Below are 14,599 nucleotides of genomic sequence, written 5' to 3'. Positions count from 1 at the left end.
TAAGATATGGAAAAGATAATAGCTTTATTGGTGGTGAAACTAACTTCTTTACTTACCCGTTTCATTCCAATAAATAAAAAGAAGATCGTCTTTATTTCTTATTTTGAGACACATCTTACGGGAAATTTTAAATTAATAAGTGATGAATTGAAAAAAAGGAATAAAGGCTACAAAATAGTCCATCTCATTCGAAAGTTTGACAATACCCTCTTTGGAAAATTCATATACTTACTAAATTTTGTCATGCAAACATATCATATTAATACCTCCTCTGCGGTTTTATTAGATGGGAATAATTTTCCTGTATGCAATATAAAAAAGAAAGAGGAAACGACAATCATTCAAATCTGGCATGCTTGTGGAGCAGTAAAGAAATTTGGTTGCGATATTAGCAGAAGGTTTAAAATTAGAAACTACGATTATGTATATGTTGCAGGCGAAGAATTTCAAAAGACTTTCTCGACAGCCTTTAATATGGAGAAGGATAAGATCTTAAAGCTTGGCGTAGCAAAGACAGACATACTATACAATAAAGATACGATGGAGAAATACCGTCAACAAATGTACAAAAGATATCCACAAATAAAGGGAAAAAAGGTCTTGTTATACGCCCCTACTTTTAGAGGAGATGGGGTTTTTGATAAGAAATATGTCCAGTTGGATTTGTCTTATATCTACCAAGAGCTAGAGGAAGATTATGTTTTATTGTACAAAATGCATCCCTTTTTACATGATATTAGCTTGGGACACGAAAATAACGAGAGCATTATCAATGTGAATCATTTAGATATATATGAGCTATTTTCCGTAAGCGATATTTTAGTATCGGATTATTCGGCAGTAATATTTGATTTTTCTATACTAGAAAAACCCATTATACTTTACGCACCAGACTTAGAAGAATACAAAGCCAAAAGAGGATTGTACTATGACTATGAGGAACTAGCGCCAGGCCCCATTTGCTATACGAAAGAAGATATGGTTCGAGTCATTAAAAACGAAGATTACCAAGTGGAAAAGGTAAGGCAAATGAAAGAGCGATTTTTTGATCATCAGGATGGTCAGTCGACAGAGCGGGTTGTGAATGAGATTGAGAGAGTATTGCAAGGTGGTAAGGTGGTAAGGTGGTAAGGTGGTCAACAAAGGCATCTTGTGTATTCCTTTTGGGTCTTAGATCCTTCGCTTCGCTCCAGGATGACCTTCGCGAAAGCGCAGTGACCCTAGCTACTGCCCCAGTCATTCTGAGCCTAGCGAAGAATCTTACTAGTCTTCTTTAAAGGCAAGAAACAATTTTAAATGTTCAATTTTCATTTGCAAATTGCGCGAAGCGCAGCCCCGTCCAAGCAACCAACCAACCGACTAGCCTATAAACTTTACAACTTAATGAGTTCCACTTTCCACTTTTCGCATTCCACATTCTGCTTTCAACTAAATTTTTCTTCTGACAAATTCCTGACTTTTTTTTACATTGGACATGTTATGATGTACAAAAACAGGAAGAAGTTGGGGTGCAAATGAAGAAGAGTTCACGAAAAAATTTTATATTTATGTCTTTGTTAGAAATGATATCCTTAGCCATTTCTTTTTCTTTCAGTCTGATTTTAGTGGATATATGGTATGCAGGTAATTTGCTGCAGTTTTTATACGGAGGGCTTGTCGTAGTTTTGATGTCCAAGCTGTCTGTCATTTTGATTTTCTTTAAATTTTATGCTCAAAGCAAACAGCTCAATAAAGTTCTTGCGATTGTTGCTATTTATAATCTTTTTAGCTTTATCTGCTTGTATTTGATAAATGTTGAATGTTTATATGAAATTTGCACAATTAATTTATTAGTGGACGTGTTGTTTATTGGAATCAATAGAAACCTAGAAAGAAAGGCTCAAGAGAAGCGTGATGCAGCAAGGGTCTCTGTAATGTCCCCAAATAAAAAGAAAGCTTTTTCAAATTTCAGCAAAAAAGAAATGAGTTCTTACACACCAACACCTTTGATTATTGTGAAAGATTTAAAGATGAAGGAACTTAAACAAATAAAAAACTTTGCTCCTAATGGCATCATATTAAATATTAGCCTTCAAGATGAAAATTTTGTTTATATAGATGATTTGCGAGATAAGATTAATGAGATTGGATTTGATTCCATTGTGGTTTACACTAAGAATTTTTATAGACTAGAATTTTTAGATATCTTTGAAATAACAAAGGACATGCCCTTTTCAATAGAGTTGTTAGATGAAAACTATTCACTTACTGAATTAACTAATATAGAAGATATTATAAAGTACTTCCCATTAAATATAGAAAGTAGTGGAGATTTTATTGATGAAAATATACTGCTCCTTTATACAGGAGATGTGTGTGTGGAATTATGTGAGCAAATAATAGAAAAAGGCGCAAAAGGCATTACGGTAGTAGACTATGAAGCAAATCTGTTGCAATTATATCAAAGGTATATGGACCATAACGAAATTGTCTTGATCTCTGCACAACCAGAAGGTGTAGTAGAACAAGAGGTCTTTGAAGGACACCAACGAATTGTTTATGGTTTGCCCATTGATGATATTGAAAAATGTGAGAGTGACATTAAATCGTGTATTGAACGGAATATTGTTTACACCAAGAAAATTCTACAAAGTATACCTGAGTCTGTTAAGACTTTTACATTTGTATCTTCTTCTTTAGCAGAAAAACCAAAATCAATTATGGGTAATTGCTATGGAAATGTAGAGTCCTTAGTTCGGTCGAGAGATAAATATATGGAAACTTGTTATCAAGTTGTCCGATTGCCAAATTATTTAAAGAGGGATAATCCTTTTATAAGAGAATTACGACAATATCCCTTTAATAAAGTAGTCGAAGCAAATCCCAAGGATATCTTTGTCCATTTGTACGATAAAGAAGAAGCTGTTAGGATTTTATTGAGTTGTATACAAAAGAAGGAGTCTGTGGGGGTCTATGTAGGTCATCAAATATTTTTACCCAATTTTATAAGCGAAATGAACTACAGGGGGCTGCTGGAAGAAAAAATTCATGTTACATTTACAAAAGGAGCTTATCCACTCAAATTGTACATAGCTCATCAAGCTTTAGGACACATGTCTTCTGATAAGCTAGATTCCTATGTATATGAATTGCCTGAAGTGAAGGTAGACTATTATTTAGCTTTAAAAGTCGTGGATATAATAGAAGCAAAGCTCCAAATGGGTTTGTTAGAAGAATGTAGGAAGTATTTAAAACAACTTACTGAAGAAAAGTTGTATATATATAGTGCGTATAGTTCTTAGAGGAGTAGGTTTAAACCTACTCCTCTAAAGCTCGTTCGACCATAGCTCGAATTTGAGCCAGATCTCCTTTTTTAATGATGATTTCAGAATGTTTGTCCTTGAGTTTTACCTCGTCATCACCCAATTCTGGTGAATCGAATAGGACATGATAAAGTTGCTTGTCGTATTCTCTCTGTCTTTGTTCAAGTGTTTTTATTTGTTTGTCTATGTAGAGTTCTTTTTCTTCTAAGGTTTTTATTTGCTTTAAGATTCCTTCAGAAATTTGTTCTAAATTTTCAAATACAGAATAAAATGAATCATTCTCTTGTGTATTTAAAGCTCCGTTGTCGTTGTGCTCCTTATTAGAGTGAGAAATGGAAGCACTTTTTTGAAGGGCTTCTGCCATTTCTTGTTGTTTTTTTGATAAGTCTAATTCCCTATCTTTAATCATAGTTTCAAGAAAAGACAATTCTTCTTTTTTATCGATGATTTTATTTTTTAGAGATTCTAAGTCTTGCTTCATGCCCATGAATTGATTGATGTCGTCGATTTCTTCATCTTTTTGTCTATTTGATGATATTTTGTTTATCACCGCAATCAAGATGAAAATTAGCACAAAATCTATTGCAGCATTTATTCCATAAGGTATATAGGATTCTATAGACAAACCAAGATAAAAAATCAATAATAAAATAGCAGCGATATTACTTGCTAGGATGCCTAGTATTGTGCGTATATAACTGTACCGCTGTTTTTTAGTGATTATAAATAAGGATAAAACCAATACTTTGATTCCTATTAAATAATACATATTTGAGCTTATTTGAGTTATATATGTAGAATTTAATAGAACGAACTGGTTAATAATAGAGCTGCTAAAATAAGAAAGAGAAATCATCAATCCACTAAAAACCCATAACAACAATAGTTTCCCAAAAGTTTTCATCAAACACCTCCGTATGTATAAAAGCATTTTTATTATACCATAAATCTATAGGTAGTAATTAGTATAATTGCGTTTTCTGTTTAAGGTGGTCGTCGGCGCGGAAGAACTTTTGTGAGGTGGTCGGGTAGTCAGGTGGTCAGGTGGTCAGGTGGTCAGGTGGTCAGGTGGTCAGCAAATATGCGACCTACGTCGCGGTGAACAATGAACAGGGAACAATGAATAATGAACAATATAAAGGTTTATTGAGTCGCATATTTGCACTGTTCTATGTTCTATGTTCCATGTTCAGTGTTCATTTTTCATTGAAGATTTTTGTGTTTGTTATAGTACTAATTAAATTAGAACTATTATATAGTTTATGTACTTACAGTTTGTTCAGTGGGATTCTTCGCTACGCTATGGATGACTAAGCAGTAGCTAAGGTCACTGCGCTTCATGCACGTCATTCTGAAGCGAAGCGAAGAATCTTTGACCTTAAAAACTGACCACAGAGCCTACCCCAAGGTTATGCCAAAATGCTGAAGACTGGCCGCTGATTGCAGGTTTTATCAGCTTTTAGCTCTTCGCGATTTTAAAATCTTGTGTTTAAAATGCCCAACAAGGGTAATATAATATTTATAATATATAGGAATAGGACGATAGTGGATGAAATTAGACAAATCTTTTTATACTAGAGATACATTGGAAGTGGCGCAGGATCTTTTAGGGAAGGTTCTTGTTTGTAATGACATTAAGGTGAGAATAAGAGAGGTAGAAGCTTATATTGGGGCGATAGACAAGGCGGCTCATTGTTATGGACAACGGCGTACTAAAAGGACTGAGGTCATGTTTTATGAGGGCGGGCATGTGTATGTGTACATGATTTATGGCATGTACTATTGCATGAATATTGTGACAGGGAATGCTGACGAAGGGTCGGGGGTTTTGTTGAGAGGTGTAGAACCTGTAGGAAATATAGATGCGATGTTTGTCAATCGGTACGGAATTTCCCGGGAAATTGCCAGTAAGTATCAAATTAAGAATTTATGTAATGGACCAGGAAAGCTTACTAAAGCTTTAAATATTACAAAAAAAGATAATGGAAGGTCGCTTTTAGGAGAACGTTTGTATTTAGAAGATGATCATTTTGTCGTAAAACAAATTCAAAAGGGGAAGAGAATCAATATTGATTATGCAGAGGAAGCTGTAGATTTTGAATGGAGATATTACTACTAAGGTGGTCAGGTGGTCAGGTGGTCGGGTGGTCAGCAAATATGCGACTGACGTCGCAGTGAAGAATGAATATAGAACAATGAATAGTTAACAATATAAAATGCTCTGTAAATAGTCGCATATTTGTACTGTTCCATGTTCCATGTTCCATGTTCAGTGTTCATTATTCAATTTAAGATTTAAAATTATTATCAAGTCTTTCTAATATGGATAATATTAAAAACAAAAAAGCGAAAAGAAAAACCATAACCTGTTTTACCAAGTTAATTGATCTTTTACCTTTCCGCTTTCTGCCTTCAACTTCCGCTATTTAAATTTCACTTGTTGATCTAATGGTTTTTTCATGGATGTTAAGGTTTTGGTGTCTAGGTAGCCTGTTATTTCAAGGTCGTTTTTTTCTTGATAGATTTTGATAGCATCTACGCTAATGGAGCCTAGTTGGCCATCTGGATTTCCTTGTAAATATCCTAAATTAATTAATACATCTTGATACTCCATGATGGCTTTACCTCTTTTGCCAGCTAAGTATTCAAGGGTCTCGGATTTTAAGGATTTTTGAGTCTCTTGCGTTAGTACGCCTGTATCTTCAAGTTTTCGATCTTCTTGATAGCTTTTTACGGCTGTTTCCGTAAGATTATCAAAGTTTCCTTTTGGATAATCTTTTATGTAATCAAGATAGTAAAGAATAAGTTGATAACTTTGAATTTCCTCTCCAGATTTTCCAACTTTAAATTCAATTGGTTTTGAGATTAAGGACTCTTGAGTTTCTTTATCCAAAGTACCTGTCGCTTGTAATTTTTCTTTTGTCTGATATTCCTTTACTGCTGCTTCTGTAGTCTTCTCAAAATTGCCTCCAGGAATTCCTTTATACTGTCCTTCTGGTAAGGCTTCTAAGTAGCCTAAATAGTAGAGAAGCTTTTGATAAGCTAAGATTTCCTCTGAAGAATCACCTAATGTGTAACCAGCTTCATTGACTGTGGGTTTATTTTCGTATAAACCTTCATAAGCTACTTCTCCTGAAGTTGAAGTGGAGGGTTGAGAATCTTCTTTTTTTTCTTTTTCTTTCTTTTCTTCTTTTTTAGCTACTTGCGTATTTTCATCCATTTTACTTGATGAGCTGTAAAAGACCTTCTTCATTTTTTCTTCTTTAAGACTTATGTCTCCAATTTTGCTTATATCTTCACTGCTTACCAGAAAAGAAGATGTAAGAGTCATGATGAAAATCATGATAATGCAATAAGTTCCTAAGTTTTTTACTAATTTCACACTAGTTTTCCCCTTTTGTCATATTTAGTTTTATTTTATCAATAATAACAGTGTAAATCAATAGATGGGAAGTATTGCTAAAAAGGAACAATTTTAAATTCAGAACATAATATAGTAATAAGGCAGAGGGGGAGTGTTTCTATTGGCAAATCAAATTCCAATAATAAATTTTGTCGTACATATTGTTAAAGAAGAGTCTTATTACTTAAGCAACTGTGTTGAACATGTAGTGATGGTAAACGAATTATTGCAGGAGCAGGAAAATTTGAAAGAGATAGAGAATGTAGTTCAAGGATTAAATAGAGTATATGAAAATATTCAAAAAACCATACCTCAATTAGAACAATTAGAAGACAGAGCCCTTTATGGAACTCGGGATTCAAAATTTGTCTATGAACTGTGCACAGATTGCAATAAGGTTTTGCAAGAATTGAACAATATTGCCGTTCTTTTCTTACAAGCCTTGGGAGAATTGGAAAAGCACTGTGAGAAAAACCTATTCCTATTGATTATTCATCATATCACCATTGAAGAAAGATATGGCTTAGAAGTGTTGTCTGGGTATATTGGACGGATAGCGAGTAGTGGATTTATGGTTTAAGCTGAAAGCAGAACTTTTTAAGCTAGTATGTTGGAAACTTAGGAAATTTATTGGTTGGTTCGTTGGACGGTTGGGCGGTTGGACGGGACTGCGCTTCGCCCACGTGATCCTGGAGCGAAGCGACGAAGGATCCCTAGGAATTAAGTAGTAACATAGACATGTATGAAAATGAAAAATAAACTCGACTTTCAATGAGATCTAGTGAGATTCTTCGCTACGCTCAGAATGACACGGCAGGAGCTAGGGTCACTGCGCTTGGCGCATATCGTCCTTTACCTTAATTATCCACCCTAGTCATCCTGGAGCGAAGCGAAGGATCTTACCATATTAACTATTAACGCATGAACGATATAATCACCTAGTATTAAATTAAAACACAAAACCTTCAATGAACGATGAAAAATAAACATCGAACACGGAACAGTACAAAGATGCGACTATTTACTTAGCCTTTAATACTGCTAATTATTCATTGTTCCATGTTCATTGTTCACTGCGACGCAGTCGCATATTTGCTTATCACCTTATACTCATTCACTTGCCGTAACATCGGCTTTGTAGCCTTATGAAACATGAGGACAGTATCTCGCTTCATAGGGGCGGCTAGGTTTGTGATATTGTATTTAAAAATTTCTATCTGAACTTCTTTATACAGTTTTTTAGCTGGCGTTTCTATTTGGTATGGGAGGTATTTTGCTTTAAAATTTGGGTTTTTTAGCAACTCGAAGACTTCTTCTTTTCTTGGTGATGTGGATGCTATAAAAGCTGGAAGGGTTAGCTTGTTGTACATTAAATAATCTAATTTTAGTAGTTCTTTTATGAAGTCTACATTTTCTTCTAAAGTGTAAGCAAAATCTAGCAAGATTTCATAAAGTCTATCCTTGTTATGAGATACGTCAAATAATTTTTTTTCTTCCCAATAGCTTACAAACTCCTGAAAAAAGCTAAAAGGGGCTTTTTCTTTTTGAAGGATGAAGTAGTCTAAGGTGTTTTGGAAGTTACCGCTATTGTTGTATCGATCTAAAAGACTTTCGATTTTTTTTAGGCCTATAATCTCGTCATAGCTTATAAAATCATTGGACAAGATTTCATAAGGTGGATTTGCAGTGTATTTTAGGTGGTATTTGTCCCTTTGTAAGTAAATCGGGGAACCCTTTAGTACCTTAAGAAAGCCCAACTGGAGCATATCTGGTTTCATAGTATAAACTTTATTAAATGAATGAGCAAAGGTATCAAAGTCTTCTTCTGGCAATCCAGCAATAAGGTCTAAATGTATATGCATATTTTGACTAGATTGAAGCTTGCGTATGTTTTTTTCGATTTTTTCAATACTCGTAGCTCTTTGTATGGATGCTAAAGTAGATTCGTTGACAGATTGAATGCCAACTTCTAACTGAAACAATCCTACAGGGGCAGTATTTAGTAATTTTATAATCTCGTCATCTAATAAATCTGCTGCCATCTCAAAGTGAAAGTTTGTATGGCCATTATTGTTCTGTATAAGAAAGGAAATAATATCTTTTGCCCAAGAAACATTACAGTTAAAAGTACGATCTACAAACTTCACTTGTTTTACATTGTGATCTAGAAAATGCAGTAAATCTCTTTTTACCCGATCAATAGAATGGAGTCGCACTGCCTTATCTACAGAAGACAGACAATAGCTGCAAGAAAAAGGACATCCCCTACTTCCCTCATAATACAAGATTTGATTTTTATATTTGCCCATATCCTCTTTTTCGTAGGCAAAATGCAATTGATCCATATCTTGTAAAGCAGGTCGATCTCTTGTTTCATAGATGGTTTGGTCTTTTTTATAGACAATGCCATCTGTGTTGTAATAATCTTCTCCACTTTGATATTTAGATAATAGCTCTCTAAAGGTAATCTCCCCTTCACCTTTTACAACAATATCTGCACAGGAGTGATCTAACACTTCTTTTCCATCAAAAGATACCTCTGGTCCCCCTAGTACGATAAGGGCAGTAGGAAGTATTTTTTTTAGATTCCCTACGATTTTTAAGGTTTCCTCTAGATTCCAAATATAACAAGAAAAGCCGTATATATCTCCTTTGCAACGATATAAATCGCTGAGTATATGATCTAGTTGATCATTAATGGTATATTCTTTTAATAAGGATTGAAATCCTTTAGGTATAGAGTTTGAATGTAAAGCTCGGATGGATAAACTAGTATGGATGTATTTAGAGTTTAGAGTAGATAATATGATTTTCATGTTCATGCCTCTTTCATTTAGTTATTACAATTTATTTACATTGTTGATTATAGTCATAATACCATATAATGAAATGTAGAAAAAATAGATTTTTAGTACAAGAATTATGAATGCAAAAGTAAAATCTTGTTAAATTTAGGGTTTCAAAAAGAAAAATATAGGAATTTTGTCAAAGGGGTTTTATTATTTTGCAGAGTTTGATATAATGTGACTGTTACAAATAGTTTACAATTAGACAAATCATCTTGGAGGTAATTTTTTGATTGAGTTAAAAGATGTAAGTGTTACTTATGACAAGACGAAACACCTTGCCCTCTCGGATGTAAACCTAGAGATTGGTACCGGGGAATTTGTATTTGTTGTCGGTAAAAGTGGTGCAGGAAAATCTACTTTTATAAAGTTATTGTTGAAAGAATTGGAACCTTCTCTCGGTCAAATCAAAATTGACAGTCGAAACATCACACAGATGAAAAAAAGAGATATTCCTTATTATAGAAGAAAATTGGGGATTGTATTTCAAGATTTCCGATTGCTTTCAGAAAAAACAGTTTATGGAAATGTTGCTTTTGCAATGGAGATTGTTGAAAAGAGCCCTTCTGAGATTAAGGATAGGGTTAATGAAGTTTTAGAATTAGTTGGATTGTCTCATAGAGCAGATTATTTTCCAGATCAATTGTCAGGTGGAGAGCAACAGAGAGTTGGAATAGCTAGGGCAATTGTCAATAAGCCTGATTTTATCATTTGCGATGAACCTACTGGGAATTTAGATCCGAATACATCAAAAGACATTATGAATATATTAGAAAATATCAACAATCAAGATACTACAATTATTATGGCAACCCACGATAAAGAAATCGTAAATTATATGCAAAAAAGGGTAATAGCCTTAAGCGGCGGAAAGATTATTAAAGACGGAAGAGGTGGGTACCCAAATGAAGATTAATACCTTTAGGTATTTCTTTAGAGACTGCTTTAGGAGCATTAAGAAAAATTCCTTAATGAGTATAGCATCGATCATTTCAGTTTTAGCAGCTTTAGTCATACTTGGGATCTTCTTGATTTTAGCCTTTAATATAGAACATATTACGAATGAGATGGAAAATCAATTGGAGTTAAAGGTATTTTTAAAAGAAGACATAACAGAGGCCCAAAAAGATTCTCTCGAAAATGCTTTTGATTCTAATTCCAATATAGAGAGTTTTATCTTTGAAACAAAAGAAGATGCATTAAAAAACATGGCAGAAGAGTTAAATCAATATCAAAAAATCCTAGAAGGATTGGAAGAAGACAATCCTTTGCCTGAATCTTATGTAGTAAAAGCCGTAAACGGTGAAAAAATCGTACCATTAAGCAAAGAATTAAGTGAATTAGAAGGTGTAGACTACATAAATTATGGCGAGGAATATGTAGATTCGCTTATAAAATTTAGCAATTTTGCAAATGCACTTAGCTTAGTTGTATTAGTAATCTTGACAGGAATATCGTTGTTTATTATTTTTAACACAATTAAAATTACAGTTTTCGCTCGAAGAAAAGAAATTGGCATCATGAAACTAATTGGCTCAACCAATTGGTACATTCGAATTCCTTTTCTCATTGAAGGAAGTATATTAGGATTTGTGGGTTCTTTGTTAGCGGTTCTTGTAGTAAGAAATGGCTATTATTTCTTCTTGGGAATCCTTCAAGAGCAATCTGGAATTCTTATGGGTACTACATTTGCAACACCTGAAATGATTATGCCTCAGATTACCACTTACTTTCTAATCTATGGTATTGGTGTAGGAGCAGTAGGAAGCCTGTTTTCAATGCGAAAATTCTTGGATATATAAGAAAATGAACACAAATGAATTAGGGGGCTATATTGTGAAAAAGAAGTTACTCAGTTTATTGTTAGCAGGTCTTATGCTCTTTAGCTTGCCGGTATATGCATCTACAGCAGACCTAAAAGGTGACCTGGAAAAAAATGAAGAATCTCAAGACGAAGTACAAGAAAAACTTGATGCAAATAATGCCTCTATGGAAGAATTGAAGGCTGAAATCGACAAATTAGACGGTCAAATTAAAAAGGCAGAAAACGAAATTGCAGATATTGAAAATAATATTAACAAAACGCAAAAAGAATTAGATGCAATAGTCGTTGAGCTCGAAAAAGCTATAGCACAAAAAGAAGAGCAAAAAAAGACTTTAGACGAGAGATTAAGGGTCATGTACATGTACAGTGATACAAGCCCATTAGAGATTCTCTTTAGCGCTCAAAACTTTAGTGATTTGATTTCAAAAGTAGATATGATTAAGACGATTGCAGAATATGATCAAGATTTGTTTGCAAAATTAGAAGCTATAGAAAATGAAATCGCAAAGAAAAAAGAAGAGATTGAAGTAAAGAAAAATAATCTTTTAGGTATGAAAAAGAAAGCTGAGGATCAAAGAGGCAGCTTAAACACAATCAAAGCGGAAAGAAACAACTATATGAGTGAGTTACAGGCCAATGCAAATAAGCTAGAATCTGAGCTTAGAGAATTAGAAGCACAGTCTAATTCTATTGAGGCTGAAATTAAAGCCATACTTGCACAGCGAGCTGCAGAAGAGGCAGCAAAGCGAGCAGCAGAACAAGCTCAAAACAATACTGGTGGAGGATCTAGCGGAGGATCCACACAGCCCTCAAGCCAACCAACAACCAATGGTGCATATAGATGGCCAGTACCTGGACACTCTTCAATATCTTCGCCATATGGAAGTCGCATTCACCCTGTTTTAGGGACGAGAAGTTTTCATACAGGAATTGATATTCCAACGGGAAGACGTGCTGGAGTGAATGCAGTAGCTGTAGGAGATGGAGTAGTAATTAAATCTGTACATAGTGGTAGCTACGGCAATTATGTTATTGTAGACATGGGAACAGATAAAAACGGCAACAATATTAGTGCCCTTTACGCTCATTTAGCACAACGTTACGTTGGTGCTGGAACTAGAGTTTCAGCAGGACAAGCAATAGGAGAAGTTGGTACAACAGGTAGATCTACTGGCATACATCTTCATTTCGAAATAAGAGTAAACGGCTCACATACAAATCCATTAAATTACGTAAGATAATACATATAAAAAACTTCTAGGCCCAGCCTAGAAGTTTTTTTATATGTAGAATAAGCGTAGACTACGGTCGCTTCTGTAGGGTTGGTTCTACGTTTTAAGTTGTACGTTTCTGGGGTCATTTTCTCTAGGGTCAAGATTCTTCGCTTCGCTCTAGAATAACAAGGGTAGCAGCTAGGGACGGCTTCGTGAGTCTTTATGTGTCAGAGACACTGTTTGACTCTAGCCACTGCTTTGTCATCCTTGAGGCTTTAGCCGAAGGATCTTTCTTTTCTCTACCTCGCCTATAGGCGAGTTTAGGTTTTCCTGACCACCTGACCACCTTAAAAAAGATATTTCCCGTACAACCTTTAATAAAATCTTAAGTTTGATTTTATATACTTTTTCAAGGAAGGATGGTGCCTCAATCCATTTTATCTTGATAAAGGGTTTATAAAGTGGTAACATTCTTAAGAGTTAGAGTGATTAAAGCTCGATGATTTTGCATATAATTCATTTATAGGTAAAATATTCTTTAATATACAAGGGGAGGCTTTATGAAAAATAAAAAATGGTATGTGGTTGTAATTGTAGTGATTTTGCTTTTATTAGTGACGAATGCTACAACCTTTATTGTTGCAAATGGCATATCCATTGCATTAGGAGACAAGATTATCGTAAAAACAGAAGATACTGCTACAACAGAGTACATAAAGAAGCTATTATATTTAAAAGATGAAATTCAAACAAGTTACTACAAGGATGTTAAGGACCAGAGTTTACTAGATGGCGCTATAAAAGGGATGTTTGAAGCTGTTGGCGATCCCTATACGGCTTATTATGACGCAGACCAGTTCCAAGCTTATATGGAACAAGTACAAGGGAGCTATGTTGGAATTGGTGTAGTAGTAGGATTAAATGAAGATAATAAAGTAACTGTTGTTTCAGCAATAGATGGTTCTCCTGGCAAGAAAGCTGGTTTGCTTTCTGGAGATCTTATTGTAAAAGTAAATGGAGACGATGTTACGGGATTAAACTTAGAACAGGTGGTCTCTAAAATAAAAGGAGATGCAGGAACCTCTGTAGTATTAGAAATTGAGAGAGAAGGTTCTGCTAAGCTCATTGAGAAAGAAATCACCCGAGAAGAAATCGTGTTAAATAGCGTAGATAGCATGCTTTTAGAAGACAATATTGGCTATATCACGATTACCCAATTTGAAACGAATACTGCAAAAGAATTTAAAGAGCATTTAGACAAATTGCAGTCTGCAAATATTAAAGGACTTATTTTGGATGTAAGAGATAATCCTGGTGGAATGATGGACACGGTAGTACAGATTGTAGATCAGTTGATAGGCGAATCTGTAATTGTTTATACGGAGGATAAAGCGGGTAAAAAAGAGATTATGAGCTCTGAAGAAAAGAGCAAAATAGATTTACCAATGGTGGTATTAATCAATGAGGGTTCAGCTAGCGCTTCTGAAATATTTGCAGGAGCATTGCAAGACACAGGGGCAGCTACAGTAGTAGGAGCTACTTCTTTTGGCAAAGGGATTGTACAGAGAATGAGCGATTTAAATGATGGCACAGGTTATAAGATAACTGTATCAGAATACTTTACACCTAATGGCAGAAACATCCACGGCAAAGGAATCGAGCCAGATGTACCAGTAGAAATGTCTCAAAAAGCTCGTTATGAAGGAGATTTTGATATAAAAGATGATGTTCAATTGAATAAGGCGATTGAGATTATGAGGGAGAAAATTAAATAAGGTGGTAAGCTGACAAGGTGGTAAGGTGGTAAGCAAAGGCAATCTCGCCTTTAGGCGAGGTAGATTTATGCTTTGATACTTTTACAGTGACCTGTTTAGTAAAAAGTGAAAATAAGCAAAGGTAGTGGGCCAGGCCCCTCCTTTGCTTATTTCCTATATTTTAAGTATATTGACGTGGGTTTTTGAGTGTTGTATAATAAGCTCGAACATATGTGCGATTCAAATTAAGTGTGG

At 34.7% G+C, this 14,599-nt stretch carries 11 protein-coding genes; 8 read left to right on the top strand and 3 right to left on the bottom strand.

The features are described from left to right. Positions 1-6 precede the first annotated feature (6 nt). A complete protein-coding gene (locus DES36_RS02500) occupies positions 7-1,131 on the top strand; it encodes a CDP-glycerol glycerophosphotransferase family protein (RefSeq protein WP_113919638.1) in 1,125 nt (374 codons plus the stop codon). 383 nt (positions 1,132-1,514) lie between these two features. Then, positions 1,515-3,281 carry a polysaccharide biosynthesis protein gene (locus tag DES36_RS02495; protein ID WP_146953589.1) on the top strand — a complete coding sequence of 589 codons (1,767 nt, stop codon included), beginning with the start codon at positions 1,515-1,517 and terminating at the stop codon, positions 3,279-3,281. A gap of 16 nt (positions 3,282-3,297) precedes the next feature. Here the strand turns inward: DES36_RS02495 and DES36_RS02490 are convergent, their stop codons facing one another. After that, on the bottom strand, positions 3,298-4,206 hold the full coding sequence (locus DES36_RS02490; RefSeq protein WP_113919636.1) for a hypothetical protein: 909 nt from the start codon (positions 4,204-4,206) through the stop codon (positions 3,298-3,300). 645 nt (positions 4,207-4,851) lie between these two features. Between DES36_RS02490 and DES36_RS02480 the strand changes: the two genes are divergently transcribed. Continuing rightward, entirely contained in the window at positions 4,852-5,421 is a 570-nt protein-coding gene (locus tag DES36_RS02480; RefSeq protein WP_113919634.1) for a DNA-3-methyladenine glycosylase, read from the top strand. 303 nt (positions 5,422-5,724) lie between these two features. On the opposite strand, the gene DES36_RS02475 is transcribed toward DES36_RS02480, so the two are convergent. After that, the gene (locus DES36_RS02475) at positions 5,725-6,684 is read right to left on the bottom strand and encodes a peptidoglycan-binding domain-containing protein (RefSeq protein ID WP_113919633.1); all 960 of its coding nucleotides are present in this window, start codon (positions 6,682-6,684) and stop codon (positions 5,725-5,727) included. A 142-nt stretch (positions 6,685-6,826) separates the two neighbouring features. Here DES36_RS02475 and DES36_RS02470 point away from each other — a divergent pair, with 142 nt between their 5' ends. Next, on the top strand, positions 6,827-7,285 hold the full coding sequence (locus DES36_RS02470) for a hypothetical protein (RefSeq protein WP_113919632.1): 459 nt from the start codon (positions 6,827-6,829) through the stop codon (positions 7,283-7,285). A 490-nt stretch (positions 7,286-7,775) separates the two neighbouring features. On the opposite strand, the gene DES36_RS02465 is transcribed toward DES36_RS02470, so the two are convergent. Continuing rightward, positions 7,776-9,521: a B12-binding domain-containing radical SAM protein gene (locus DES36_RS02465; protein ID WP_170128144.1), complete on the bottom strand. Its 1,746-nt coding sequence runs from the start codon at positions 9,519-9,521 to the stop codon at positions 7,776-7,778. 259 nt (positions 9,522-9,780) lie between these two features. On the opposite strand from DES36_RS02465, the gene ftsE reads away from it, so the two are divergent. The 4 genes from ftsE to DES36_RS02445 all read left to right on the top strand — a co-directional run bounded on the left by ftsE (position 9,781) and on the right by DES36_RS02445 (position 14,365). Beyond that, on the top strand, positions 9,781-10,467 hold the full coding sequence (ftsE, locus tag DES36_RS02460) for a cell division ATP-binding protein FtsE (RefSeq protein WP_113919630.1): 687 nt from the start codon (positions 9,781-9,783) through the stop codon (positions 10,465-10,467). Beyond that, entirely contained in the window at positions 10,457-11,353 is an 897-nt protein-coding gene (gene ftsX, locus DES36_RS02455) for a permease-like cell division protein FtsX (RefSeq protein ID WP_113919629.1), read from the top strand. The genes ftsE and ftsX overlap by 11 nt, the downstream gene beginning before the upstream one ends. 34 nt (positions 11,354-11,387) lie before the next feature. Continuing rightward, positions 11,388-12,617 (top strand): murein hydrolase activator EnvC family protein, encoded by a 1,230-nt coding sequence (locus DES36_RS02450; RefSeq protein ID WP_170128143.1) that lies wholly within the window; start codon positions 11,388-11,390, stop codon positions 12,615-12,617. Positions 12,618-13,150: 533 nt separating this feature from the next. After that, on the top strand, positions 13,151-14,365 hold the full coding sequence (locus tag DES36_RS02445; RefSeq protein ID WP_113919627.1) for a S41 family peptidase: 1,215 nt from the start codon (positions 13,151-13,153) through the stop codon (positions 14,363-14,365). Positions 14,366-14,599 lie beyond the last annotated feature (234 nt).

The organism is Alkalibaculum bacchi (assembly GCF_003317055.1).
Lineage (GTDB): Bacteria > Bacillota > Clostridia > Eubacteriales > Alkalibacteraceae > Alkalibaculum > Alkalibaculum bacchi.
This window is presented reverse-complemented; position numbering and strand designations above follow the sequence as displayed.